This is a genomic window from Mesorhizobium sp. CNPSo 4684 (genome assembly GCF_057784315.1).
The window spans coordinates 88,417-114,358 of record NZ_JBWLUX010000008.1; the positions used below are offsets into that span (position 1 = coordinate 88,417).

Annotated in this window: 25 protein-coding genes and 1 other RNA gene; 13 read left to right on the forward strand and 13 right to left on the reverse strand. The window is 63.4% G+C overall.

Features of this window, described 5'->3' with window-relative positions:
• Positions 1–3: 3 nt before the first annotated feature.
• The 3 genes from modC to modA are packed head-to-tail and all read right to left on the reverse strand — an operon-like array spanning position 4 to position 2,630.
• Complete coding sequence (modC, locus tag AC04SG_RS09225) at positions 4–1,116, reverse strand: molybdenum ABC transporter ATP-binding protein (protein ID WP_488550773.1); 1,113 nt, start codon at positions 1,114–1,116, stop codon at positions 4–6.
• Complete coding sequence (modB, locus tag AC04SG_RS09230; RefSeq protein ID WP_112560437.1) at positions 1,113–1,817, reverse strand: molybdate ABC transporter permease subunit; 705 nt, start codon at positions 1,815–1,817, stop codon at positions 1,113–1,115. Before modB ends, modC begins: the two co-directional genes overlap by 4 nt.
• Before the next feature lie 15 nt (positions 1,818–1,832).
• Positions 1,833–2,630 carry a molybdate ABC transporter substrate-binding protein gene (gene modA / locus AC04SG_RS09235; RefSeq protein ID WP_488550774.1) on the reverse strand — a complete coding sequence of 266 codons (798 nt, stop codon included), beginning with the start codon at positions 2,628–2,630 and terminating at the stop codon, positions 1,833–1,835.
• Between the two features lie 202 nt (positions 2,631–2,832).
• On the opposite strand from modA, the gene AC04SG_RS09240 reads away from it, so the two are divergent.
• Positions 2,833–2,994: a TOBE domain-containing protein gene (locus AC04SG_RS09240; RefSeq protein ID WP_488550862.1), complete on the forward strand. Its 162-nt coding sequence runs from the start codon at positions 2,833–2,835 to the stop codon at positions 2,992–2,994.
• A gap of 12 nt (positions 2,995–3,006) precedes the next feature.
• Here AC04SG_RS09240 and AC04SG_RS09245 read toward each other — a convergent pair whose 3' ends face one another.
• Positions 3,007–3,801, reverse strand: a complete 795-nt coding sequence (locus AC04SG_RS09245) for a thymidylate synthase (RefSeq protein WP_488550775.1) — start codon at positions 3,799–3,801, stop codon at positions 3,007–3,009.
• Between the two features lie 395 nt (positions 3,802–4,196).
• A complete protein-coding gene (locus AC04SG_RS09250; RefSeq protein WP_352559159.1) occupies positions 4,197–4,508 on the reverse strand; it encodes a DUF2853 family protein in 312 nt (103 codons plus the stop codon).
• 166 nt (positions 4,509–4,674) lie between these two features.
• Here AC04SG_RS09250 and ssrA point away from each other — a divergent pair.
• Positions 4,675–5,034: a transfer-messenger RNA gene (ssrA, locus tag AC04SG_RS09255) on the forward strand.
• 112 nt (positions 5,035–5,146) lie between these two features.
• Positions 5,147–5,707, forward strand: coding sequence for an AAA family ATPase (locus tag AC04SG_RS09260; protein WP_488550776.1), 561 nt, complete (start codon positions 5,147–5,149; stop codon positions 5,705–5,707).
• 44 nt (positions 5,708–5,751) lie between these two features.
• Here the strand turns inward: AC04SG_RS09260 and AC04SG_RS09265 are convergent, their stop codons facing one another.
• Complete coding sequence (locus AC04SG_RS09265; protein WP_477347905.1) at positions 5,752–6,957, reverse strand: multidrug effflux MFS transporter; 1,206 nt, start codon at positions 6,955–6,957, stop codon at positions 5,752–5,754.
• Between the two features lie 187 nt (positions 6,958–7,144).
• On the opposite strand from AC04SG_RS09265, the gene AC04SG_RS09270 reads away from it, so the two are divergent.
• The 4 genes from AC04SG_RS09270 to AC04SG_RS09285 all read left to right on the forward strand — a co-directional run bounded on the left by AC04SG_RS09270 (position 7,145) and on the right by AC04SG_RS09285 (position 8,954).
• Positions 7,145–7,828 (forward strand): TetR/AcrR family transcriptional regulator, encoded by a 684-nt coding sequence (locus tag AC04SG_RS09270; protein WP_488550777.1) that lies wholly within the window; start codon positions 7,145–7,147, stop codon positions 7,826–7,828.
• Positions 7,829–7,960: 132 nt separating this feature from the next.
• A complete protein-coding gene (locus AC04SG_RS09275) occupies positions 7,961–8,500 on the forward strand; it encodes an SspB family protein (protein ID WP_488550778.1) in 540 nt (179 codons plus the stop codon).
• Positions 8,501–8,518: 18 nt separating this feature from the next.
• A complete protein-coding gene (locus AC04SG_RS09280; RefSeq protein WP_477231483.1) occupies positions 8,519–8,713 on the forward strand; it encodes a DUF4169 family protein in 195 nt (64 codons plus the stop codon).
• A gap of 13 nt (positions 8,714–8,726) precedes the next feature.
• Positions 8,727–8,954 carry a ribbon-helix-helix domain-containing protein gene (locus AC04SG_RS09285; RefSeq protein WP_488550779.1) on the forward strand — a complete coding sequence of 76 codons (228 nt, stop codon included), beginning with the start codon at positions 8,727–8,729 and terminating at the stop codon, positions 8,952–8,954.
• Here AC04SG_RS09285 and AC04SG_RS09290 read toward each other — a convergent pair.
• A complete protein-coding gene (locus AC04SG_RS09290) occupies positions 8,951–10,744 on the reverse strand; it encodes a chloride channel protein (protein WP_488550780.1) in 1,794 nt (597 codons plus the stop codon). The genes AC04SG_RS09285 and AC04SG_RS09290 overlap by 4 nt on opposite strands.
• 173 nt (positions 10,745–10,917) lie before the next feature.
• Here AC04SG_RS09290 and AC04SG_RS09295 point away from each other — a divergent pair, with 173 nt between their 5' ends.
• Positions 10,918–11,346, forward strand: coding sequence for a MarR family winged helix-turn-helix transcriptional regulator (locus tag AC04SG_RS09295; RefSeq protein ID WP_488550781.1), 429 nt, complete (start codon positions 10,918–10,920; stop codon positions 11,344–11,346).
• A 26-nt stretch (positions 11,347–11,372) separates the two neighbouring features.
• Here the strand turns inward: AC04SG_RS09295 and AC04SG_RS09300 are convergent, their stop codons facing one another.
• From AC04SG_RS09300 to AC04SG_RS09310, 3 genes are all read right to left on the reverse strand, one after another.
• Positions 11,373–15,314 carry an AsmA family protein gene (locus tag AC04SG_RS09300; protein ID WP_488550782.1) on the reverse strand — a complete coding sequence of 1,314 codons (3,942 nt, stop codon included), beginning with the start codon at positions 15,312–15,314 and terminating at the stop codon, positions 11,373–11,375.
• Between the two features lie 114 nt (positions 15,315–15,428).
• Positions 15,429–15,929: a hypothetical protein gene (locus AC04SG_RS09305; RefSeq protein ID WP_488550783.1), complete on the reverse strand. Its 501-nt coding sequence runs from the start codon at positions 15,927–15,929 to the stop codon at positions 15,429–15,431.
• Between the two features lie 4 nt (positions 15,930–15,933).
• Entirely contained in the window at positions 15,934–17,352 is a 1,419-nt protein-coding gene (locus tag AC04SG_RS09310) for an FAD-binding oxidoreductase (protein WP_488550784.1), read from the reverse strand.
• A gap of 120 nt (positions 17,353–17,472) precedes the next feature.
• On the opposite strand from AC04SG_RS09310, the gene AC04SG_RS09315 reads away from it, so the two are divergent.
• Positions 17,473–17,958, forward strand: coding sequence for a thioesterase family protein (locus tag AC04SG_RS09315; protein WP_488550785.1), 486 nt, complete (start codon positions 17,473–17,475; stop codon positions 17,956–17,958).
• A 146-nt stretch (positions 17,959–18,104) separates the two neighbouring features.
• Complete coding sequence (locus tag AC04SG_RS09320; RefSeq protein WP_056582983.1) at positions 18,105–18,302, forward strand: hypothetical protein; 198 nt, start codon at positions 18,105–18,107, stop codon at positions 18,300–18,302.
• Between the two features lie 48 nt (positions 18,303–18,350).
• Here AC04SG_RS09320 and AC04SG_RS09325 read toward each other — a convergent pair whose 3' ends face one another.
• On the reverse strand, positions 18,351–19,262 hold the full coding sequence (locus AC04SG_RS09325) for a dienelactone hydrolase family protein (protein ID WP_488550786.1): 912 nt from the start codon (positions 19,260–19,262) through the stop codon (positions 18,351–18,353).
• 286 nt (positions 19,263–19,548) lie between these two features.
• Here AC04SG_RS09325 and AC04SG_RS09330 point away from each other — a divergent pair, with 286 nt between their 5' ends.
• Together AC04SG_RS09330 and AC04SG_RS09335 are read left to right on the forward strand one after the other, a co-directional pair.
• Entirely contained in the window at positions 19,549–19,689 is a 141-nt protein-coding gene (locus tag AC04SG_RS09330) for a hypothetical protein (RefSeq protein WP_162712035.1), read from the forward strand.
• Between the two features lie 22 nt (positions 19,690–19,711).
• Positions 19,712–20,143, forward strand: a complete 432-nt coding sequence (locus tag AC04SG_RS09335; RefSeq protein ID WP_488550787.1) for a hypothetical protein — start codon at positions 19,712–19,714, stop codon at positions 20,141–20,143.
• 283 nt (positions 20,144–20,426) lie between these two features.
• On the opposite strand, the gene AC04SG_RS09340 is transcribed toward AC04SG_RS09335, so the two are convergent.
• Complete coding sequence (locus AC04SG_RS09340) at positions 20,427–22,739, reverse strand: glucose/quinate/shikimate family membrane-bound PQQ-dependent dehydrogenase (RefSeq protein WP_488550788.1); 2,313 nt, start codon at positions 22,737–22,739, stop codon at positions 20,427–20,429.
• Between the two features lie 155 nt (positions 22,740–22,894).
• On the reverse strand, positions 22,895–23,017 hold the full coding sequence (locus AC04SG_RS09345) for a hypothetical protein (protein ID WP_488550789.1): 123 nt from the start codon (positions 23,015–23,017) through the stop codon (positions 22,895–22,897).
• A 240-nt stretch (positions 23,018–23,257) separates the two neighbouring features.
• Here AC04SG_RS09345 and AC04SG_RS09350 point away from each other — a divergent pair, with 240 nt between their 5' ends.
• Positions 23,258–25,933, forward strand: a complete 2,676-nt coding sequence (locus tag AC04SG_RS09350; RefSeq protein ID WP_488550790.1) for an ATP-dependent helicase — start codon at positions 23,258–23,260, stop codon at positions 25,931–25,933.
• Positions 25,934–25,942: the final 9 nt, after the last annotated feature.

A 25,942-nucleotide genomic window follows, 5' to 3' on the forward strand; every position in this document is an offset into this window, starting at 1 on the left:
CTATCAGCCATCCACTTCGGCCGGCAGCCCGGCGCCGGTATTGGCCCTGTCGAAGCTCACCGTCTTGACCACCGCGAACACCTTGCTCCCCAACTGGAGGTTCAGCGCGTGTCGCGACTGCTCGGTGATGCGGGCAAGCACGGTTGCTCCGTTGCAGTCGATGCCGACCTCGACCGTTGGCCCCTCACCTGGACTTACCGCGACGATGATGCCGGGCAGGATGTTGAGCGCGCTGAGGCCCGTCGGCTGTTCTGTGGCGACCATCACGTCGCGGGCGCGGATGCGAATGCGCACCGGCGCGCCGACCGATATAGCCAGCCGTGGCACCCGGATTTCGCCCGCCGCCGAACCGAGCACGCTCATGCCGAACGCCTCGTCGTGGCGCAGCACTTTGGTGTCCAGCACCGCGCCTCCCTCGCCGCGCTCTTCCGCCGGCAACAAATCGAGCCGTTGCATGATCGCGCCGGTCGGGCCTGAGGCAGCGACCTTGCCTTGCGCCATCACCACCACGTCGCTCGCCAGCCGCGCCACCTCGGCGACGGAGTGGCTGACATAGACGATCGGCAGCTTGGTCTCGTCGCGCAGCCGCTCGATATAGGGCAGGATTTCAGCCTTGCGCGCATCGTCGAGCGAGGCCAGCGGCTCGTCCATCAACAGCAGCTTCGGGCTGGCCAGCAATGCCCGGCCGATCGCTACCCGCTGCTTCTCGCCGCCGGAAAGCTTTGCCGGCCGCCGATCAAGCAGGTGGCCGATGCCAAGCAGGTCGACCACCGCGTCCATATTGGCATAGCGCTCCGCCGCCGGCGTAAACCAGCGGCCATAGCCCAGATTGCCGGCCACGCTCATATGCGGAAACAGCCGCGCATCCTGGAACACCATGCCGATGCGGCGCTTGTGCTTCGGCACGAAAATGCCGGCGCTGGTGTCGACGAGCACCCGGCCATCGACCGCGATGCGACCCTTGCCCGGCCGGATCAGCCCGGCGATCATGTTGATCAGCGTCGTCTTTCCGGAGCCCGAGGGCCCGAACAGCGCCGTTAGCCGCCCGGCACTTTCGAAGCGCGCGTCGATGGCGAAATCGCCCAGACGATGGCTGATGTCGACAAGGACGCTCATTCGATGTCCATCCGCCGGCCAACGCGCCGCGCCAGCACTTCCGAGGCAACCAGGGCCGCCATCGAAATGACGATGGAGATCAGCGTCAGCCGTAGCGCCCCGTCATCGCCGCCCGGCACTTGCGTAAAAGTGTAGATCGCCGAAGGCAGCGTCTGCGTCTCGTTGGGAATGTTGGAGACGAAGGTGATGGTGGCGCCGAACTCGCCCATCGCCTTGGCGAAGGACAGGATCGAGCCGGCGATCAGCCCGGGCAGGATCAGCGGCAGCGTGATCGTGGCGAACACAAACAGCGGATTGGCGCCGAGCGTGCCTGCGGCGGCTTCCATCTTACGGTCGACGGCCTCGATCGACAGCCGGATCGCCCGCACCATCAAGGGGAAGCCCATGATGCCGCAGGCCAAGGCAGCGCCCGTCCAGCGAAACGAGAAGACGATGCCGAAATGCTCAGCCAGGAATGCACCGGCCGGCCCGCGACGACCGAAGGTGAGCAGCAAGAGATAGCCGGTCACCACTGGCGGCAGGATCAGCGGCAGATGAACCACGCCGTTGAGCAGCGTCTTGCCCCAGAATTTTCCGCGCGCAAGCAGGAGCGCAATCGCGATGCCCGGTGGCAGGCTGAACAGCATCGCCACCGTCGCCACCTTGATCGACAGCCGGACCGCATTCCATTCGTCGGGAGTGAGGTCCAGCAGCCAGTTCATGTGTCAGGCGCTACCTTAATTGCTCGGCGTGAGCACGGTGAAACCTTGATCCCTAAACAGCTCCGCCGCCTTGGCGGACTGCAGGCACTTCAGGAAGGCCGGCGTATCCTTGTCCTTTGAATCAGCGATCTGGGCAACCGGATAGATGATCGGCGGATGCGAATCCTCCGGGAAGGTGCCGACCACCTTGACGCCCTTGTCGGCATGCGCATCGGTCGCATAGACGATGCCGAGCGGTGCTTCACCCATCGAAACCAGCTTCAATGCGGCGCGCACATTCTCGGCCTGCGCCACCTTGCCTTCCACCGACGACCAGACGCCAAGCGATTCAAGTGCCGCCTTGCCGTATTTGCCGGCCGGCACCGCCTTGAAGTCGCCCATGGCGAGCTTGCCGTCGCCGACCAGTTTGGCGAGGTCAAAGCCCTTCTCGATCTTGGTTTCAATCGTCGAATCCTTCGGCGCCACCAGCACGATCTGGTTGCCGAGCAGCTTCACCTCGGTGTCCGGCTTGGTCAGTTTCTTGTCGGAAAGATATTTCATCCAGTCGAGATCGGCCGAGATGAAGACATCGGCCGGCGCCCCGCCCTCGATCTGCTTGGCCAGTGCGGAGCTCGCGGCGTAGGAGACAGTCGCGGCCTCGCCGACATCGGCTTCGCAGGCCTTGTTCACCGCATCGAGGCCGTCCTTGAGGCTGGCCGCGGCGAACACGATCACCTTGTCCTCCGCATGCGCGGCCGGCATCGCGGCCATAAGCGCCGCGGCAAAGCCGCCGACCGCGATCGCTCTCAATCCAAAACCTTTGTGCCTCGACATGAAAACTCTCCCTGGGTTTTGAAATCCGACCGGCTCGAAGCCTAGGATCGATATATCCGGATGAATATAACAAGGGAAGGCCGCAGCCGTCGAAAGCGTCTGTTCGGCATCGATTGTTCTGGTTTTGACGGGAACGGAACCTTGCAAAGGAAGTCCCATGAAAATCAGCGCACGCAACATCCTCAGGTGAACGGTCACCGAGATCGTCAAGGGCGCCACCACCTCGCATGTCCACATCGACGTCGGCGGTTCGGTCGTCACCGCTTCGATCACCAATGAGGCTGTCGCCGATCTCAAGCTCGAAAAGGGCAAGCAGGCCTATGCCGTGATCAAGGCCTCGGATGTCATGGTCGGTATCGACTGAAGGAACGGCGGATCAGACCGCGATCGGCGCCTTGATCGTGGCGTCAGCAAAATAGTTCTCCAGCCGGAAATCCTCGAAGCGGAAGGCAAACAGGTCCTTCACCTCCGGGTTGATCCACAGCGTCGGCAGCGCCTTGGGCGTACGCCGCAACTGCTCGCGCGCCTGCTCGAAATGGTTGGAATAGAGATGCGCGTCGCCCAGCGTGTGGACGAAATCGCCAGGTTTCAGCCCGGTGACCTGCGCCACCATCAGGGTCAGCAGCGCATAGGAGGCAATGTTAAAGGGCACGCCGAGGAAGATGTCGGCCGAGCGCTGGTAGAGCTGGCACGACAGCTTGCCCTCCGAGACGTAGAATTGGAACAGGCAGTGGCAGGGCGGCAACGCCATGGCCTCGACCTCGGCCGGGTTCCACGCCGAAACGATCAGCCGGCGCGAATTCGGATTCTTTCGTATCTCCTTGAGAAGGTTGGCAATCTGGTCGATCGATCCGCCATGGCCATCCGGCCAGGAGCGCCATTGCTTGCCATAGACCGGGCCGAGATCGCCATTCTCGTCGGCCCACTCGTCCCAGATCGAAACGCCGTGGTCGTTAAGGTATTTGATGTTGGTGTCGCCGGCCAGGAACCACAGGAGTTCATGGATGATCGACTTCAAATGCAGCTTCTTGGTCGTGGTGACCGGAAAGCCGCGGCTGAGATCGAAGCGCATCTGGTAGCCGAACACCCCACGCGTGCCGGTGCCAGTGCGGTCGCCGCGATCGGCGCCATTGTCCAGGGCATGTTGTAAGAGGTCGAGATACTGGCGCATCGGTTCCGGCTCGATTCGAGGTTTCGTGATAATAGCCGACTGGCGGGCCGCCGAACACATCAAAAGGCACCAGACGCGGCTTGCCCCCATCACTCTTTCAAGGGTTGGCGCTGCCCCTCACCTGCCTGCCGGGCGTTCGTCATTCGAAAAGCCAAGCAATTGGCTTTTCGTCCGCTTCGCGGACCGATCCTCAACTCCCCGTATAGTGACGGGGAGAGGGGCGCAGTCGCCGATGGTTTCGCCAATCACAAGCGTTCACGAAAGAGTGCCAAGACTGCGGTCAGCCCTTTCTCCCCGTCACTATACGGGGAGAAATGCCCGGCAGGGCAATGAGGGGCGGCGCTGACGTCCAGTGAGGAGCAAATCAAACGCGCTCTGCCTGTCAGAGATAATCTCTACAAAGAACCCAGCTTGCCCAGATCCTTGGCGACGAGGTAGTAAAAGGTCACGCGGCTCTTGGTGTTGTCGGCAGCCATCGCCTTGCAGGTCTTTTCGATGGATGCATCCGCCTTGGCGCCGTCGGCGACGCCGAGCTTCTTGGCGACCCAGTTGGTCTTCACGCGCTCGAGTTCCTTGGGGTCGGTGCAGGATACCAACGAGGAATCGCGGTTCCTGAGCGCAATGCCCAGATGCTTGACGATCTTTTCGACCGCATCGGCGCTGGCGCCGGCGTCGTATTTCTTCACATCCGCAAGATAGTCGGCCATCAGACTTCCCCTCGTCGGCGCCACGGATCCGGTCGATGAGGGCTGTGGCGCGCTACGCAACCTGTGCGCTAGGTCGATACTCCTCACCGGCGCAAAGCTTCGGTTGAGACCGTGTCCAAGTCAACCCTCGGCGTCACAGTTTGGCTCTGGGAAGAAGCGCGATTGCGGCCTTTCATTTCGTGCGACGACCCCCTATATTCGTTTTGTCGGCTTGACCGACTATGGCGATAAATGGGCGATGAAATAAGCCGTTCGGACCCGGGGGCGGTACCCGGCGCCTCCACCAAAAGCCGCTTTGACGACGAAGCGGTTTTTGCTGGGGGCGAAATAGGATCGACGAAGGTGTAAAGATCGTACTTTTGCCCGGCATTGTACCACCGTCATCGGGCTAAACTTATAGTTGCCAACGACAACTATGCGGAAGCTCGTCTCGCTGCTTAATGCAGTGCGAACGCTTCAAATCAAGCCCTAGAGGTTCGCACTTCTAGGCGGGGTTCGGAGGTACCTGGCAACAGAAACCTCCACTTCTCCCCTCTCAATATGTTGCACGCAACGCAGGCTGCCGCGCTGGTCGAACTTTGCCTGGCCACGGGCCGCGAAGCTGTCGAGCCGCGTGCGCCCTTCTCCATGGACAAGAGATGCAAAACTGTTCCGATCGATTCTTTGTGCTGACCGGCGGTCCCGGTTCGGGCAAGACCACGCTGATCGAAGCGCTGAAAGCCGCCGGCTTCGCCACCTCGCCCGAAGCCGGGCGCGGCATCATCCGCGACCAGGTGGCAATCGGCGGATTTGCCCTGCCCTGGCGGGACAAGCCGCTGTTTTCCGAACTGATGCTGTCGTGGGAGATGCGCTCATGGCACGCCGCTTGCGACCATGCGGGACCGATCTTCTTCGATCGCGGTGTGCCGGATACGCTGGGCTATTACAGGCTGATCGGACTACCGGTGCCCGCCCATGTCACAAACGCCGCGACAAAATTTCGTTACAACAGCCGCGTCTTCATTGCCCCGCTTTGGCCGGACATCTTCACCCAGGACAACGAGCGAAAGCAGACGCTGGACGAGGCTGAGCGCACCTATCACTCACTGGTCGGCGTCTACACAGAATTGGGTTACGAACTGATCGAGCTGCCGCTGGCCTCGGTCGAAGCGCGATTGGACTTCATTCTGGCTGAAGCCGGATTGCCACCCCATACATGAGAAAGGCCGGTCAGACCCGACCTTTCTCATCGATTGCGATTGGCTTACTCCGCCGGGGCCTCAACGGCTTCGCGCGTGCGGCCGAGCGTCAGCTTGGCCAGCGTAAACGAGATCACGGCGCACAGCGTAATGCCGGCCACCATCGGCAGCGGCGTGCCGTCGAAGAAGATGCCGGCGACGCCCATGGCCAGCGCACCGATGGCGAAATGCAGCGTGCCCATCAGTGCCGAGGCGGTGCCGGCGATTTCGCCATGCTCTTCCATGGCCAGCACGGAAGTTGTCGGGATGACCAGGCCGAGGAAGCCGTAGCCGACGAACAGCAGCGCCGCCATCACATCGAGCCGGTCAACGCCGGTCGCCATGACAGCGAACAGCACCACCATCGTCGTGGCGTAACCGGTCACCGCCACCCAGACGACGCGCTTCAGGCCGAAACGTTCCGACAGCATCCCGGTCAGCTGCGACATGCCGATGAAAGCCACCGCATTGATCGAGAAGAACACGCTGTAGACCGAAGGCGACAGCCCGTAATGGTCGATCAGGATGAAGGACGAGCTCGAGAGGTAAACGAAGAAGCTGGCAATGCCGAAGCCGGCGATCGCCACCAGGCCGAGGAAATTGCGGTCACCCATCAGGAAGCGGTAACCGGCGAGTGCGGTGCCGAAGGAGGATCCGACACGTTCTTCCGCCGGCCGCGTCTCCTTGAGCGAGGTCGCCAAAAGAATGGTCGCCAAGAGAGCCGCGCCCGTCACCGTCCAGAACACGGCGCGCCAGCCAAAATTCTCGATGATCTGGCTGCCGGTCAGCGGCGCCAGGATCGGTGACACCGAAAACACCAGCATCAACAGCGACATCAGCTTGGCAGCTTCAGTGCCGGTGTGCAGGTCGCGCACGATGGCGCGCGGCACCGCCATGCCGGCGCTGGCGCCGAGGCCTTGCAGGAAGCGAAAGGCGATCAGCCATTCGATGGTCGGCGCCATTGCCGAACCGATGCCGCCGACCATGAACAGCGCCAAGCCGCCATAGAGCGGCAGCTTGCGGCCAACCATGTCGGAGATCGGCCCGACGACGATCTGGCCGAAGCCCATCGACAGGAAGAAAATCAGCAGGCTCATCTGCACGGCGGCGGTGCCGGCATGCAAATCCTCGCCGATCGACGGCAGCGCGGGCAGATACATGTCGATGGCGAAAGGGCCGATGGCGGACAACAAGCCGAGCACGACCGCGATGCGGAGGAATTTGGGACTCATGATAAAGGCTTCTTTCGAATCTGGTTGTCGCCGGCAAGCGACGTCTAACCCCAGGACGTTCCATCCCGTGGAAATCCGACATCCCGGGGCGAATTCATTCGTCCCCTTGGAGTAAATTTCCGTTTTCTTATGTCCACAAATTTAGACAGCCTTGTCTAATTCGTCAATCACCTCTATATATATTTTTATGAAGCCTGCCGTTTCTCCTGACATTTTCCCGCCACGCGGCCACGAGGCCAAGCGTATGTCGATCATCGATACGGCGGCCTCGGTATTTTGCCGCGAAGGCTTTGCCGGCGCCAATATCGACCTGATCGCGGCGGAGGCCGGCGTCTCGCGCCAGACCATCTACAATCACCACCGCGACAAGGAAAAGCTTTTCATGGCCGTGGTGCGCGACCTGACCGAGCGCTGCAATGCCGGCATCTTCGCCACCTTCGCCAGCTTCCCCGACCAGCCCAGGGATTTGGAGGCCGATTTGATCGGCTTTGCCGTGCGTATGAACCAGAACTGCATCTGCAACCGCGACGGACGTTTCTTGCGCAAGCTGATCCAGACCGAGGGCGAGCGCTATCCCGAACTCTTCGCCGAATGGCGCGACCAGGGTCCGGGGCGGACCTGGCCCGCACTTGCCGCCCGTTTCGCCCGCCTCGCCCATGCCGGTCACCTCGCGGTCGACGACCCCGACGTCGCCGCGCGCCAGTTCCTGGCGCTGGCCAACGCCGAACTGCAGACCACCTTCATGCTCGGCGGCATGCCGTCGGAAGATGAAGTGCTGCAATCCGCCACCCACGGCGTGCGCACCTTCCTGCGCGCCTTCGGCAAGCGCCGATCAGCGGCAGCGGTGGAAAAGCAGCTGGCCAGCGCCTGAACGAATCAAATCCAGCGATCAAATCGTCATTGATGGGCCTCGCTTCGTTGCACCAGCGATCTATATCCGGTTTACGCCGCCCTCAAGCTTGATTACAGCTATGCGGACGATTCAACGGAACCCGACCAGCACATGGCCGACGACCACATCCGCTACGACATTCTGGCCCAGGAGGCATTGCGCGGCGTCATGCGCAAGGTGCTGGCCGAAGTCGCGCGCACCGGCCTTCCCGGCAATCATCATTTCTTCATCACTTTTTTGACCGGCGCGCCGGGCGTGCGCGTGTCGTCCAGGCTGCGCGAGCGCTATCCGGAACAGATGACCATCGTCATCCAGTTCCAGTATTGGGACCTCAAGGTAACTGATACCGGCTTCGAGGTCGGGCTGTCCTTCTCCGACGTGCCGGAAAAGCTGGAAATCCCCTTCTCGGCCGTGCGCGGCTTCTACGATCCGTCGGTCAATTTCGAACTCGAATTCGACGTCAAGACCGACATTCCCGCCGAAGACGAAGCGCCGGCACAGCCGGCTCCCGAGCCCTTGGCCATCGTCTCCGAGAAAAAGCCGAAGGCCGAGAAGAAAGCCACTGTGGCCGAAGCCGAGAAAAAGCCCGCCGTGGCTGACGCCGGCAAGGGCGCCGACGTCGTGTCGCTCGACGCCTTCCGCAAGAAGTAGCAGCGCGGACAGCGCGACATGGGCGAAATCGTCAACCTTCGCCAGGTCCGCAAGCAGAAGGCGCGCGCCGAAAAAGAAAAACTCGCCGGCGAGAACCGCGCTCTGCACGGCCGTTCCAAAGCCGAAAAAACCCGCGACCGGCTGACATCAGATAAGGCCGAGAAGTTCGTCGCCGGCCACCGCCGCGAACGCCCGGAAGACCAGGGCGATTGATGGGCAGCCTGCGGTGAGCCCGGTCGAAAAACGCTCGGTAACGATCCGCGGCCACCGCACCAGCTATTCGCTCGAAAAACCGTTCTACGACGACCTCGTCGCCATCGCCGCAGCGCGAAAGCTGACGCTTGCCGCCCTGGTCGCCGAAATCGACGAGACAAGGCCGCGCGACGCCAATTTGTCCTCGGCACTCAGACTGCATGTGCTGGACTGGGCGAAGCGCGACGGGAGAATTTCTTAGGCCTTAATGACCGTATCCTGTTTCTTGCGGCGGGTGCCAAAGCCCAGCAGGGCCGAGCGATCGCGTTCCTCGGCCTGCTTCCTCGACCTGACCCGCATCAGATCCTTCCAGCCGACATAGCCGATCAGCCGCGCATCCTCACGCGCGACGACCGGCAAATGCGAGACGCTGGCCATTAGCAGTTTGTCGGAAAGACCCTCAAGATACTCGTCCGGATAGGCAAGCGTGAGCTTGCCGCCGGCCAGCAATTCGCCGAGCGTCGTGGTGCGGTGCATGCCCGCGCGCCGCCAGCGCAGGATCGCCGGTGGATCGATGACGCCAAGCACATGGCCGTATTCATTGACGACGGGAAAGCTCGGATGTCGCGTCTCCGGCGCGGTCAGGAAGGCGGCCGCGCCATGAAGCGTCATCGTCGCCGGCACGCTCTCCACTTGCGTTGTCATGACCTCGCGCACCCTGGTCAGCGCAAACGGATCGACGCGATATTCGCGAACCAGATGATGCCCTCGCCTGGCGATCTTTTCGGTCAGGATCGATCGCTTCATCAACAGCACGGTGACGGCGTGCGCGGCCGCGCAAGCGGTGATCAAGGGCACCAACACATGGGTATTGCCGGTCAGCTCGACCGCAAAGAAAGTCGCCGTCAGCGGCGCGCGCATGGTGCCGCCCATGGTCGCCGCCATCGCCAGCAATGGCCAGAAGCCGGGTGTCGCCTCGGGCAGGATGCCGGCGAGAACCGCGCCCATGGCGCCGCCCATGATCAACAGCGGCGCCAGCACGCCACCCGATGTTCCTGAGCCCAGCGCCACCGACCAGATGATCGCCTTCACCACCAGCAGGATAAGAGCGGCAGTGGCGATCAGGCGGCCGTCGAGCATGCCCGCGATGTTGTCATAACCGACGCCCAGTGCCTGCGGCTCGATCAGTCCGCCAATGCCGACCACAAGGCCGCCGATCATCGGCCACCACATCCAGTGTATCGGCAGCTTCTGGAAAGCGTCCTCACAGGCATAAACCATCTGCGTCAGCAAACCGGACAGCATCCCGGCGCATATCCCGATCAGCACCCAGCCGCCCAGGCCGGTGAACGACGACACCATGCTGCCCTGGAACGGGAAGATCGGCCCCGGCAAATGCAGCATGGTGCGCTCGACCTCGGCAATGATGGCCGCGACGGCGACCGGAATGAAACTGCGCGGCGTCCATTCGAAGAGCAGCAGTTCCACGGCCAGCATAATCGCGGCGATCGGCGTTCCGAAGACGGTGGTCATGCCTGCCGCTGCGCCCGCCACCAGCAGCGTCTTGCGCTCATTGTCGCTGACCGGCAGCATCTGCGCGATCAGCGAACCGATGGCCCCGCCGGTCATGATGATCGGGCCCTCGGCGCCGAACGGACCGCCGCTGCCGATCGAGATCGCCGACGACAGCGGCTTCAGGATCGCCACCTTGGCGCCGAGCCGCGAGCGACCGAGCAGGATGGCCTCGATGGCTTCGGGAATGCCGTGGCCACGGATCTTCTCACTGCCGTATCTGGCCATCAAGCCGATGATCAGCGCGCCGATCACCGGAACGATGACCGCGGCATAACCGAGCGGCGTATTCTCCAGCCTTAGATCGGCCAGCGAGAACTGGCCGAAATAGGCGACGTTGGTGGCAAGCCGGATCAGCTTCAGCAGTGCAATCCCGGCAAACAGCCCGGCCGTCGCAACCGCTACGGCGATCGTCGCGATGAGCAGCACGCGCGTATCGGTGGTGAAGTCGCGAAGGTGGTGATTTTCCAAGGATTTCATGTGGCGAGCCCAGCTTTCTGGAGGCGCCGAGCGCCATCCTGTTGTCGGGCGCTATGTATCGTAATACGATATAACTATTCAAGATCGTTCTCAACCGCCTCGCCGCGTCATTTTGGACGAGGATCTTAAGCTGGCCGTTGAGCTTTTTCGGGAAAGGGCGATAGAGATCGGAAATGACCTTTCCGCAGAAGCCACGCCCCGCCATCTCCCAGGCCGATTACCAGCGCCTGTCCGAATTCCGTTACCTGATCCGGCGCTTCCTCGAATTCAGCCAGACCAAGGCCAACGAAGCCGGCCTGACCCCGCGCCAACATCAGGCGCTGCTGGCGATCAAGGGGGTTCCAGGCGGTGGACCGGTGACGGTCGGCGACCTCGCCGAACGCCTGCGTGTCCGTCATCACAGCGCCGTGGAACTGGTCGACCGGCTAAGTGAGGCAGGGCTTGTCATCAGGCACCAGGACAAGGACGATCAGCGGCGCGTATTCTTGAAATTGACCGAGCACGCTGAAAACCGTCTTGCCGAACTGTCTGCCGTGCATCTCGATGAACTTGAGCGCATCGAACCGATGCTGGGAGCTCTGCTGACCCGTCATAAACAATAGGCGCTCGCGGTCAGCGGCACGGGCCGTTAATTGCCCAGCGACTTCAGCAGATTGTCGACCGAGAATGGGTTTGTCTTGGGCGTTGGCGGCGCCGGGGCCGTACCGTCATTGACGCCGGGCAGTGAGCGGTCGACCTTCGGCGCCTGCTCCCGAGCCTTGCGTTCGGCCTCCAGCCTGGCCTTTTCCTGCGAAGCAATCCGCATCGCTTGCTCAGCCTTCTTCCGTTCGGCTTCGGCCTTGGCGGCGTCTTCGGCTGCCTGCTGCTCGGCCTGCACCTTCGCTTCGGCGTCTGCCTTGGCCTTGGCGTCGGCTTCCGCCTGCGCTTTCGCAGCGGCATCGGCCTTTGCTTCCGCATCCGCCTTGGCCTTGGCATCCGCTTCGGCCTGCGCTTTTGCGTCGGCTTCAGCTTTCGCCCTGGCGTCGGCCTCGGCTTTCAGCCGGGCCGCTTCTTCCTGCTTGCGCAATTCTTCAGCCGCGTTGTCACGTTCGGTCTGTAGCGCAGCGTAATAGCGCACTTCGCGCCGCAGCCGCTGCTTCTCGAGCAGTGCAGCCTGCATCGCCTCGACCCGCTGCTGCTCTTTTTCCAGCGCGCGCTGCGTCAAAAACTGCGCCAGCGGCTCGCTGTCGAACAGCTTCTTCATCGCGCCGAACGGCCCGTCGACGCTGAAATTGACCGAGGGATCCGACCCGACCAGCGCCTGGTCGCCAGGCTTGTAGGTGATCGTACCCCTGGCGGCGACGGTGCTGGTGTTCAGGTCCGCCGTGATGTCGGCGGACAATGCCGCGCCAGCGTTTTCCAGCTTGACCGGCGGCGCCCTGAGCGTACCGCCGGCAACCGTAAAGGCGATGTCGGTATCACCGGCGGCAAAATTGCCGTCGCCGGCAATGTCAGGCGCAAAGCCCGCGGTCTTGGCCACGTCGATGTCGCGCCCGATCGTATCGGCCTTGGCGATCAAGGCGCCGAAGGCATCGGGATTGACACCGGCAATGGTCAGGCCTTTCAGCGCCGCCGTGCCGGAGCCGGAGAGTGCGGCAATCATCGCGTCGACCGATTTGCCGCTGGTCGACAGGCCAGTCGAGAAATCGCCACTGCCGCTCAGGCCAGCATTGGGCAGCACAGTCGTGAGATCAGCGCCGGCAAGCCTCATCTGACCGGAGAACAGCCCGTTGCCGTCGGTGTTCTTCAATTCGAACAGACCGGTGAGTGCGCCGCCGAGCAGCTTTGCCTTCAGGTCCGAAACGCGGATGCCTTCCTGGTCGAGTTTTAGCGACAGCGATGCGTCATAGGCCGTGGCCAGCGGCCCGGCGGCAAGCGTGGCCGTCGTCAGATCGAGGTCGGCGGTGAATGGCAGGCTGGATTTCTGACTGAACGGCGCCGTCGGCCAGTTGCCGTTGCTGGCGATGAAGGACTGGTCGCCGAACAGCGCCACCGCCATCGGGTCGAGGTCGAGTTCGTCGAGCGCCAGCGCACCGGCAAGATGCGGCAGTCCCTGCTTCACGTCGAGATTGATGTCACCGGACACCGCCGCTTCGTTGATGGACCCGTTGAGGCCGCTCAGCACCAACAGGCCACTGCCGAAATCGGCATCCGCGCTGAGCGAGGTCGACGTGCCGGCCCCCATGCCCGGCAGGCCGACGCCGGTGGTCATCAGCCAGGGCTCGATATCGGAGGCATCGAGGCCGATCTTGCCCTTGACGGTGGCGCCTTGCGGGCTTTCGGCGACGGTGCCGTCGAACGTTGCCTTGAAATCATCGGCGGCGAGGTTGAAACTCGTCGCCAGGCCGCCGCCAAGCGTGCCTTTAGCCGAGATGTCGGTACTTGCCTGGCCGAGCATACCGAGCGGCAGCGCCGGCATTCCGTAGAGCGCCAGCAGCGCGGTGGCGTCCGGGTTTTTGGCGTTGAAGGTCAGCGTTACCGGCGCGTCGAGCAACTGGCCGGCAGCACCCTTGCCCGACAGCGACGCCGAAAAAGCTGAGCCGCCAGCGTTGCCTTGCCCGCTCACCGCCAGCCCCGTCGTGCCGTCACCATTGTCGGCGGCACTTGCCACCAGATCGACTCGCGCGTCCTGGAACAGCTCGGGATAGGCAGAAGTGCGGCTTGCCAGTCCCTTCAGCACATCATTGTCGGGATAGTGTTGCGCAGCGATGTCGATCAGCGGCTTCAGATCGACGGCGACCACCGAGGCGTCGAGCTTGCCGGTCGGGCTGGCCGGGAAATCCTTGATCCGGCCGGTGGCGCTGATCGACGCTCCGGCCAGGCCGCCAATCGACAGCCGGTCGATTTCGAGCAGCCCGTCGCGCAGCCTGAGCGCGGTATCGACCGTGTCGGCGGTCAGCCCGCCGGCGCTGACAGGCCCAGCCTTGATCTGGAAATCGAGGTCGCGGTCGGAAAAGCGGTTGGCGCCCTTGTCGCTGACGAAGATCGAGGCGAACGCCGTCAGCCCGTCGACATCGAGTTCGCCGCCCGTGAGCCGCATCAGCACCGACGGCTTGGCGTCGTCGGGCTGGCTGGAATCGATGCGGCCGGAAAACTTTGCCTTGCCGAGGATCAGTTCGAGATCGCTGAACGCCTGGCGCTTCTCCGACAGATCGACCTTGGCCTTGAAGCCGGCGGCAGGCAGGCGGCGGATCGCCTCGTCGACATCCTTCGACAGCCAGGCGGCAAAGCCGGAAGGCTGCGCCACCGCCAGAAGCATGGAACCGGTGAAGCCGAAATGGTCTTGGACGCTAAGCATGCCGCTGGCTTCCAGCGTGGTGCGCCCGGGCAAGGTCGCAGCCATCGACTTCACCGACCAGCCGGCCTCGACCGGCTCGGCCGAGAGATGCACGTCGCGCACCGTGGTGTCGCCGGCCACCACCGCAGGCAGCTTGACCTCGACGGTGCCGGGAATGGTCGGCATCGGCAGGTCGAGCAGCGCCTGCTCGATCCCGGCAATGCGCTGGTCCAGTGTCAAGCCGGCGCCCTTTTCAGCGCCCACCGCCTCATCCAATTGCACCTGCGCGCCATTGGCCTCGATGGCGAAGCTCGGCTTGAGGCCGAGATCGACCGAAGCCTTGCCGTCGGCGGTGTAGGGATTGTCGAGCGGCCCGGTCTCGAAACGGAATTCGTCGACGCCGAGCTTCTGGTGATCGAGCGAGAACTTGCCGTTCAGCCTAAACCCCGGATCGGGTTTGCCGGCGCTGACCTTGACGCTCTCGCCATCGGAGCCGCGCAGCGCAGCTGAATTCTTGTCGTTACCGGAAATCTTGAACTGGCCGGTATAGACGGCAGCCCCGTTGACGATGCCGGCATTGCCGTCGGTCTCGACGACCAGCGGATAGTCGTCCGGATCGACCTTGAGCCTCAGCCGCATCTGGCCATTGCCCTCGGCCTTCCCCGTCGAAGCGACGACCGTCGAGCGCAGGCCGTCGAGCCGCAACGTCCCGTCCATGCGCCACGGCCCTGCCAGCGACTTGGCAGAGATGGTCGAATTGATTTCGGAAATCACATGGCTGCGGCCGCCGGCGGCATGGCGGAGCGCAATCTCGCCCTCCGTCACCGTCAGCCTCTCGATCGAGATCTGGTTGACGTCGAAGGGCGAGGACGGCCGCATCGCCCAGTCAACCGTACCGTCATCGGCAATGTCGATCGTTGCCTTCGGACGCACCAGCCGCATGTCGAAGATCAGCACTTCGCCGCGCAGGAACGGCGCCAGTTCCGCATCCATCGAAAAAGTCTCGACGGTCATTGCCGGCTGGCCGCCGGGACCGCCGGCGACGGTGACGTTGGAGAAGGTCACCGAGGGGAACGGCAACAGCCGCGCCGTGGCGTCGCCCTGCACCGTCACCTTGCGGCCGAGAATGGCGCTCGCCTCGCGCTCGAACTCGGCGCGATAGCCGGTCCAGTCGATAAAATACGGCACCACCAGCGCCGCAAGCAGCACCAGCACAAACAAGCCACCGAAGATCACGAACAGGCGTGCGAGCATCAGCTCCGAACGGGTTGATTGAAAGTCAGCCGCACTCTACCCGCATCAGCGTGTCGATAAAGAGGCAATTCATCTGGCAGACACATCGCGGTTGGCCCATCTCGGTGCGCCCGATCACCGAGATCCGGCCGCCTCCATCAGCGTCGGCAGGACCGCCCCCTGATGAAGGCTGACCGAAAAGCTCCTCGCAATGAATTCCAGCGTCGAATCCTGGAACGTCAGGATGAAATGCCGGTAAGCGGAAAACAGTTCCGGCGTGTGGGACGAGTGAACCCGATTTGCCTTTTCCAGGGACGCGATCCAGGACGAATTGAGGACTTCGAACGCCGAATAAGGCTGCAACCCCAGCCTATAGAGACGGTGCCCGCTGATGGCTTCGTCGTTCGGCGGGCCGAATTGAAATGCCAGATAAGGGTCCGCCGTCAGGATTGCGATCGCCTGGCTTTCTGTCGCGGGCGAAACCGAGCGCGGATTGGTGCCGTCGAATGACGGATCCGGTCTGTCGACGATGTAGGCAACTAGCAGCCTACCTTCATCGGCAAAGACATGAGGCGAAGGCGCGCCGGCGGACGACGGCGGCACGTCGATCGGTAGCAGGGTCTCGCTTGTGGCCATTCCACTATTTCCCCACCCCCGGCAGTATCTTGCCCGGGTTCATAATGTCTTGCGGATCGAGCGCTTTTTTGATCGAACGCATGATATCGACGCCATGGCCGAGCTCATGGCGCAGGAAGCCGATCTTGCCCTGGCCGATGCCGTGTTCGCCGGTGCAGGTGCCGTCCATGGCGATCGCCCGCATGTTGAGCCGCGAGACGAATTTCTCCGCCAGCGCGATCTCATTGGGATCGTTGACATCCATCAGCACCAGAACGTGGAAATTGCCGTCGCCGGCATGCCCGACAATCGGCGCCACCAGGCCCATCTCGGCAATATCGGCCTCGGTTTCGGCAACGCATTCGGCGAGCCGCGAGATCGGCACGCAGACATCGGTCGACAGGCCCTTGGTGCCCGGCCGCAGCGTCAGCGATGCCCAATAGGCGTCGTGCCTGGCCTTCCACAATTTCGTCCGTTCCTCGGCGACGCTGGTCCACAGGAACGGCCCGCCGCCATTCTCCTCGGCGATCATGCCAAAAGTTTCGGCCTGTTCGGCGACGCCGGCATCGCTGCCATGGAATTCCACGAACAGGCACGGGCTCTCGGGATAGTCGAGCTTGGAATAATTCTTCATCGCCCGCATCTGCAGCGCATTGACCAGTTCGATGCGCGCCACCGGGATGCCCATCTGGATGGTCGCGATGACCGCGTTGCAGGCCGCCTCCAGACTTGGAAACGGACAGACGCCGCCGGAGATCGCCTGCGGAATGCCTTGCAACCTGAGTGTCAGCGAGGTGATGATGCCGAGCGTGCCTTCCGAGCCGACCAAAAGCCGCGTGAGGTCGTAGCCGGCAGAGCTCTTCTTCGCCCGCTTGCCGGTGGTCACCGTCTCGCCATCGGCCATCACGGCTGTCAGCGACAAGACATTCTCGCGCATCGTGCCGTAGCGCACCGCATTGGTGCCCGACGCCCTGGTCGCCGCCATGCCACCGAGCGACGCATTGGCGCCGGGATCGATCGGAAAGAACAGCCCGGTGTCGCGCAGATGACGGTTCAGGTCCTCCCGCGTAACACCCGGCTCGACCGTGCAGTCGAGATCTTGCGGGTTAACCGCCAGGATGCGGTTCATGCGCGATGTGTCGACCGAGATCCCGCCGCCCGGCGCGTTGGTGTGGCCCTCAAGCGAGGAACCGACACCGAAGGCGATGACAGGAACGCGGTGCGCGGCGCAGGCGCGCACGATCTCCTGCACCTCTTCTGTCGTCTCCGGGAAAGCGACACCGTCAGGCGCCTGCGTCGGAATATACGTAGTGGTATGCGCATGCTGTGAGCGGATCGCCGCGCCGGTCTGGAAACGTTCGCCGAACTGCTGCTTGAGGATGCCGAGCACGGCGGCGATGCCTTCCTCGTTGCGTTCGACCGGGTTGAGGTCGCTCAGAGCCATGAATTCCTCCGCGAATGGACCAGCGTCCACGCTTGTTATGCGATTATGGATGCGTAGTCTCACCTACCGCGGCCTGTCCAGCACCAGAACTCGGTCCAGCACCAGAACAAGGAAGTTCCAATGTCCATCCCTGCCCCCTACGTCTCCAAGCCGATGGACATCGAGAAGGACTGGATCGACTATAACGGCCACCTCAACATGGCCTACTACAACGTGCTGTTCGACCGCTGCTCGGATGAAGCCTTTGCGGCAATGGGCATGGGGCTGGACTATGTCAACGAGCGGCGCCTCACCATCTACACGGCCGAGGTCCATGTCTGCTACGTGCAGGAGCTGCATCTCGAACACAAGGTCGTCGTCTCGTTCCAGCTGATCGACCATGACGACAAGCGGCTGAGGGCCTACCAGGAAATCCGCCATGTCGACGGCTGGCTCGCCGCCACCTCCGAAACCCTGTCGCTGCATGTCGATATGTCCGGGCCGAAGGTTGCGCCCTTCCCCGCCGACGTGCAGGCCAAGGTGGAAGCCATGCGCGCCGCCCATTCTGGACTGCCCATGCCCGAGCGCGCCGGCCGTTCGATCGGTATTCGCCGCAAGACCGCTTGATGCGCTCCCGTGCCCGCGTTAACCTTACCGAGCTTTTAACGTTAACAAACCATTTGAGCCATTGAACGACTCAGCGGACCGTTTGAGAACGGGTCGATCCGAGTTGCGATGCGGGCGGCGGGGCACAGGCGGTTCGAGGAACGTGCATGAAAACCGACATCAAGGTCGAAGTGGACAGGCTGGCTGCCGATCCGCGCATCACCGACTATGATTTCTGGCGCTCGTTGAAGAACGTCAACAACGAGATCTTCCACATCGCCAACAGCAACGAACCGATCCCGTTCGACATGATTCGCTGGCGCGCCATCCTGAAGCAGGCGCGCATGAAACGCGGCCACGCCTGACGTCGGCCTGCACTGCCCTCATTGCCCCGCCGGGCGTTGACCGGTCTACTAAGCCAGCTTCTCCTTCAGGAAAGCGATCGTCCTGCCCCAGGCCAGATCAGCTGCCTTCTTGTCGTAGCGCGCGGCCGATGTGTCGTTGTTGAAGGCATGGTTGACGCCGTCATACACATAGACGGTGTATTCGACATGCGCGGCGTCGAGCGCCTTCTTGTAGGCATCGATGCCGGCGTCGATGCGCTCGTCGAGCCCGGCATAGTGCAGCAGCAGCGCCGCCTTGATCTTCGCCGCATCCTCGGCCTTCGGCTGCATGCCGTAATAGGCGACGCCGGCCGCGAGATCCGGCGCGTTGACGGCCAAATCATTGACCGCGCCGCCGCCCCAGCAGAAGCCGACGGCGCCGACCTTGCCGTTGCCGTCCTTCTCGGCCTTGAGATAGGCGATGGTCGCCAGACCATCGGCGGTGACCTGGCTGGCGTCGAGCTTGGTGAACATGTCGCGCGCCTTGTCTTCGTCAGTGGGCGTGCCGCCGAGCGGCGACAGGAAATCCGGCGCCAGCGCCACGAAACCCTCAAGCGCCACCCGCCGTGCCACATCCCTGATATGCGGGTTGAGGCCCCTGTTCTCATGCACCACAATGACGCTGCCGAGCTTGCCCGACTGGTCCGCCGGCTTGACCAGATAGCCCTTCATCTCGGCGCTGCTGCCGGGATAGGTGATATCCTGCGCCTTCACCCGCGGATCATTGTCGGCGACGATTGCCGCCTGCGCCGAATTCGCGGCCAGCAGCGGCGCGATCGCGGCGGCTGCGGCGCCCGATCCGGCGAGCCTGGTCAGCTGTTCCATGAAGCGGCGGCGGTCGAGCGTCAGATGCGTGTATTCGTCATAGGCATCGATCATCGCCTGAGTAATGGCAGGAGTCGTGATGGCAGGCTTGGTGGCTTCGGCGGCGGCTTTCGTCATGGCGTGCTCCTCGCTAGGAGATGATCTCACGGTCACTCCGGGATGATTTGCGGGTCACTCCGGGATGACCTTGCGGGTCAAGATAGGGTGCAAGCTCGCACGGTCCAGTCACGGATCAGTGACGCTTTCGTCGTCAGGCCGTGCAGTTGGCACAAGTCAGCCGCACCAACCGCGCAGCCATCACATTTTGGTCATTTCAGAGAATGTTGATGGTGCCGCCACAATATCAGGGGAAGTTGATTGTGGCTTCGCCCGTTGTGGCAGCCAGACGAGAAGGAACAACGCCATGACCTTGTCCACTCCGATCCTTTTAAGCGCGCTCGTGGTTGCCGCAGCCGCCTTGCTGGCCCTGCGCTCCGCCGCGTCGGAAGCTGCCAAGCGGATGGTGAAGGTCCGGGTCGACCGGCGCCGTTCGAAAACCCGCTAACTGACAGCCGAGGGGAAATACCATGGACGCCCAGAGCATCGTGACCATCGTCTCGCAGAAAGCCGGCCTCGATCAGGCGGTCACCGAAAAGGTTGTCGGCACCATCTTCTCGGTGCTCGAACATGAAGCCGAAGACACCACCGTCTCCAGCTTCTTTGCCAAGATCCCGGGCGCTGACGCACTCGCCCAGAAATACGACGTCATGGCTGCCGCCCCTGCCGGCGGTGGTGGCTTCCTGTCGTCGCTGCAAGGTGCGCTTGGCGGCGTGCTTGGCGAAAAGACCGGCGCGCTGATCAACGGTGTCGCCGCGCTCAAAGCCTCCGGCCTCGACATGGCGCAGATCCAGAAGGCCGGCACCACGCTGATCCAGCAGGCCGAAGCCGCCGCAGGGCCGCAGCTGACCAACGAAGTGCTCGACTCGGTGCCGAGCCTGAAGGGCCATCTCGGGCTCTGATAGCGCCCGCCAACCAGCGGTCCCGATCATGGCTGCCCAAGGCTGGAGCTGCCCCTCATCGCCCTGCCGGGCACTTCTCCCCGTATAGTGACGGGGAGAAGGAGCCGTCATCGATGATTTCGCCAATCACCAACGTTGCAGGAAGAGAGCCAGCGCCGAAACTGCTCCTTCTCCCCGTCACTATACGGGGAGAAGATGCCGGCAGGCAGATGAGGGGCGGCGCCAGCATTGCCGGAACTCCTATCGATCGGCCGGGCCGAACACACAGATAGAATCCCAGCCCCTACTTCGGCAGCGTGTACGCCATCACATAGTCGCCCGGCTTAGTGCCGACCGAGCCGTGGCCGCCGGCGACGATGACCACGAACTGGCGGCCATCGGCGACGGTGTAGGTCATTGGCGTCGATTGCCCGCCGGCCGGCAGCCTGGCCCGCCAGAGCTGCTTGCCCGATGTCACATCATAGGCGCGCAAATAGTCGTCGACCGCCGCGCCAAGGAAGGCGACGCCGCCGGCGGTGATCATCGGCCCGCCAATGCCGGGAACGCCGACCTTCAGCGGCAGCGGCAACGGCGTCATGTCGTAGACGGTGCCGTTGCGGTGCTTGTAGGCGATCTTGCCGATTCTGAGATCGGCGCCCGCGACATAGCCCCATGGCGGCGCCTGGCATGGCACGCCGAGTGGCGACAGGAACGGCCCCATCACCACTGCGTATGGCGCACCCTCATTGCGGTTGAGCCCCTGTTCGCTGCCGCGACCTTCATCCGGCGGCGGCACCTGGTCGCGCGGAATGAGCTGCGATTTGAAGGCCAGATAGGTCGGCATGCCGAACATCACCTGCCGGACCGGATCGACGGCGACACCACCCCAGTTGAATGTGCCGAAATTGCCGGGATAGATCAGCGACCCCTGCACGGAAGGCGGCGTATAGCGGCCCTCATAGCGCAGGCCCTGGAATTCGATCCGGCAGGCCAACTGGTCGAACATGGTGATGCCCCACATGTCGGCGCCGGTCAGCGGCTTCGGGTTAAAGGACAGATCCGAAACCGGCTGCGTCGGCGAGGTGTGATCACCCTCGACGGCGCCGCCTGGCGCCGGCACTTCCTTGACCGGGATGATCGGTTCGCCGCTGCGCCTGTCGAGCACATAGAGGTCGCCCTGTTTGGTCGGCCCGACCAGCGCCGGCACCAGGCCGGCAGCCGTGGTGATGTCGACCAGCGTCGGCTGCGCCGGCACGTCCATGTCCCAGAGGTCGTGATGCACGGTCTGGCGCACCCAGCGCAATTGTCCGGTGGCAAGATCGAGCGCGGTGATCGAGGAGGAAAACTTTTCGACATTGGCGCTGCGCCCGGCGCCGAGCTGGTCCGGCGTCTGGTTGCCGAGCGGCACGTAGAGAAGGCCGAGCTTCTCGTCGGCGCTCGGTGTCGACCACATATTGGGTGAGTTGTGGGTGTAGGTCTGGCCCGCCGCCAGCGGTGTCGTCTGGTCCGGATTACCGGAATCCCAGTTCCATACAAGCGCGCCGGTGTCGACATCGAAGGCGCGGATGACGCCGGACGGTTCCTCGGTCGAATAATTGTCGTTGACCGCGCCGCCGACGATGATCTTGCCGCCTGATATCAGCGGCGCCGATGTCGAATAGTAGTAGCCCGACTTCGGGTACGGCATGTTGGTCAACAAATTGAGCGTGCCGGCTTCGGCGAACGACGGACAGACCTGGCCATTGGCGGCGTCGAGCGCGATCAGCCGCGCGTCCGAGGTCGGCAGATAGACGCGTGTCGCGCAGGGCTGGCCTGCGGCGATCTTGGCATCGGCGTAGTAGGACACGCCACGGCAGGTCTGGTGCTGGCGGTCCTTGTCGAGCTTGATCTTGGGGTCGAAGCGCCATTTCTCCTTGCCGGTCGCGGCATCGATGGCGATGGCGAAATTGTGCGGCGTGCAGATGTAGAGCGTGTCGCCCACCTTGAGCGGCGTTACCTGATAGGTGGTTTCGCCGACGTCATCCGGACCCTTGACGTCACCGGTCTGGTAGGTCCAGGCCGGCTGCAATTTGGCGACATTGTCCGGCGTGATCTGGTCGAGCGGCGAATAGCGCTGACCATAGGGCGTGCGGCCGTAGAAGTGCCACTCGCCCGGAGGCACGTCGCCGCCGAGATCCGCGGTCGGCGTTACCTTGTCGGCGCTGAGCTCGCCGGCGATGTCCTTGGGATCGGCGGTCATCGAATAGCCGGCCACTGCGAGCGATGCGAGCACGGCCAGGATGAGCGGCGCACGCGCGTCGGGGCCGGTGAGGCCCTGCCTTGCCCACGGCGTCAGCAGCCACAGCGCCAGAAGCACGATGACGCCGCCGCGCGGGCCGAGTTCCCACCAGTCGAAGCCGATTTCCCACACCGCCCAGGCAAGCGTGCAAAGCACGATCGCAGCGTAGAGCCACAGCGCCGTCGACTTGCGCCGGAACAGCAGCCAGGCGGTTATCAGGAAGGCGAGACCGGTGATGACATAATACCAGCTGCCGCCCAGCATCACGAGCCGGACGCCGCCGGCGCCAAGTGCCAGGCCGATGAGGAACAGGATGAGGGAGGTGATGACCACAGCCAAGACGATACTCCTTCGACTGTTGCGCTTTGCGGCGCCTCTCAGGCAGCCGTCCCTGCCCTGTCGCCAGCTTTCTCCCGCAGGCCGCGTGTGTCAAGCTTGGCCTGCCAGCATAGGGTGAGAACAAGGCGGTCCCTTTGACCGCCTTTCGCGACGGCTTAGCGGTGCAGCTCATCCATCAGATTTTGACCGGTCGCGCGCTGGACATGCGCAACGACGATCTCGGTCGGCAGCTGGGCGATCGGGTCGCCCCTGGCGGCCTCTATATCTGCGACCTTCATTCCAGCACTCGACCTCTTCCACCATGATCCGTGGCGCGGCGCGGGATGCCGTCTATGTCGCCGACAAGGTCGGCGAGCGTATGCGGGCAGCAGCCAGGTAGGCCGGGCGAAAGGTTTTGCACAGGCTGTCGGGCGCTGGGGCGATAATATTCGCACGGCGCGTGGGAATCTGGCTTCCAAACCAGAACAAAACGTAGACACTTCTGGTCTTTCGCTGCCGAATCACTACATTCGGGGACGATGTCCGGCTTTTCGGAAGACATGCCTTTCTTTGACGAACCGAGTGCGCGGCCCGCGGGCCCGTCGGGCATAGCCGCGCGCGCCATGGCTGCCCGCAGCGGCCGCAACGAAACGCCTGATTATCTCAGCGGCCTCAACCCCGAGCAGCGGCTGGCGGTGGAAACCACCGAAGGCCCGGTCCTGGTGCTGGCCGGCGCCGGCACAGGCAAGACGCGGGTGCTGACCACCCGCATCGCCCACATTCTCGCAACCGGCCGGGCCTTTCCGTCGCAGATCCTGGCCGTGACCTTCACCAACAAGGCCGCGCGCGAGATGAAGCAGCGCATCGGCATCCTGATCGGTGAAGGCAATGTCGAGGGCATGCCGTGGCTCGGCACCTTCCACTCGATCGGCGTGAAGCTGCTTCGCAGACACGCCGAGCTTGCCGGGCTCAAATCCGATTTCACCATCCTCGACACTGACGATGTCGTGCGCCTGATCAAGCAGCTGATCCAGGCCGAGGGGCTGGACGACAAGCGCTGGCCGGCCAAGCAGTTCGCCCAGATGATCGACGGCTGGAAGAACAAGGGCCAAGGCCCCGCCGATATCGCCGAAGGCGATGCGCGCAGCTTCGCCAACGGCAAGGGCCGTGAGCTCTACAAGGCCTATCAGGAGAGGCTGCAGACGCTGAACGCCTGCGACTTCGGCGATCTGCTCTGCCACCCGATCCGCATCTTCCGCGCCAATCCGGACGTGCTGAAGGACTACCACAAGCGCTTCAAATACATTCTCGTCGACGAGTACCAGGACACCAACACCGCGCAATACATGTGGCTGCGGCTGCTGGCGCAGCGGCCGCAATCCTCCCCCCTCGAGGGGGAGGTGCCCGCGAAGCGGGCAGAGGGGGTCGCCGCAGAAGGCACCACCAGGGCGTCGAGCGCTGCCTCACGGACCCCACCCGACCGGGCTTCGCCCGGCCACCCTCCCCTCAAGGGGGAGGGATCCCAGCGCTCCACCGTGAATATCTGCTGCGTCGGCGACGACGACCAGTCCATCTATGGCTGGCGTGGCGCCGAGGTCGACAACATCCTTCGCTTCGACAAGGATTTTCCGGGCGCCACCATCCTCCGGCTGGAGCGTAACTATCGCTCGACCGCGCATATTCTCGGCACCGCCTCGCACCTCATCGCCCACAATGAGGGTCGCTTCGGCAAGACATTGTTCACCGAGAAGGTCGCCGAGGACGACGAGAAGGTGCATGTCCACGCCGCCTGGGATTCCGAGGAGGAGGCCCGCGCCGTCGGCGAGACCATCGAGGCCTATCAGCGCGCCAAGCACAATCTCAACGACATGGCGATCCTGGTCCGCGCCTCGTTCCAGATGCGCGCCTTCGAAGACCGCTTCATCACGCTCGGCCTCAACTACCGCGTCATTGGCGGCCCGCGTTTCTACGAGCGCATGGAAATCCGCGATGCGCTGGCCTTCTTCCGCGTTGTCGCCAATGGCGGCGACGACCTCGCTTTCGAGCGCATCGTCAATGTGCCGAAGCGCGGCCTCGGCGAAGCCACCATCCGCCAGATTCACGACACGGCGCGTGCACTGCGCATCCCGATGCTGGAAGCGGCCGGCAACCTCGCCGAAAGCGACGAGCTGAAGCCGAAGCCGCGCGCCGCCTTGCGCGAAGTCGCGGCCAATTTCGAGCGCTGGCAGAAGGCGCTGGAAACCACGCCGCACACCGAACTCGCCGAGACCATTCTGGAGGAGAGCGGCTACACCGACATGTGGAAGAACGACCGCTCGGCCGAAGCGCCGGGCCGGCTGGAAAATTTGAAGGAACTGGTCCGTTCCATGGAGGAGTACGAGTCGCTGCGCTCCTTCCTCGAACATGTGGCGCTGGTCATGGATGCCGAGCAGAATGCCGGGCTCGATGCCGTCAGCATCATGACGCTGCATTCGGCCAAGGGCCTCGAATTCGAGACCGTCTTCCTGCCCGGCTGGGAGGAAGGCCTGTTCCCGCATCAGCGCGCGCTCGACGAAGGCGGCCGTTCCGGACTGGAGGAAGAGCGCCGGCTCGCCTATGTCGGCCTGACCCGCGCCAAGAAGAACCTGCATATCTGGTTCGTCTCCAACCGCCAGATCCACGGCCTATGGCAGTCGACCATCCCGTCGCGTTTCCTCGAAGAATTGCCGAACGCCCATGTCGAGGTCGCCGAAAGCGGCAACTCCTATGGCGGCTACGGCAATTCCTATGGCGGCGGCTCGTTTGCTTCAGGACGTGGCGGCCGCCAGAACCCCTATGGCGCCTCACGTTTCGACAATGTCGGCGCGGAAAAATCCGGCGCCTTCTCCAACACCTATGCGACGCCGGGCTGGCAGCGCGCGCAAGCCAACCGCACCGAGGCGACCGACCGCAACTGGGGCTCGCGCTCCGGCCATCAGGTCGAGCGCATCGGCTATGGCGAGACCGACTCCGGCTACGGCGCCGGCCGCACCTCGGTCAAGGGCCGCACCATCGACGGCGAACTGGTCGCCAAATCCGTCGCCGACACGCCGTCCCCCTTCAGCGTCGGCGACCGCGTCTTCCACCAGAAATTCGGCAACGGCAACATATCCGCCATCGAAGGCAACAAGCTGACCATCGACTTCGACAAGGCCGGCCAGAAACGCGTGCTGGACGGGTTCGTCGCGGCGGTGTGAGCTGCCTTA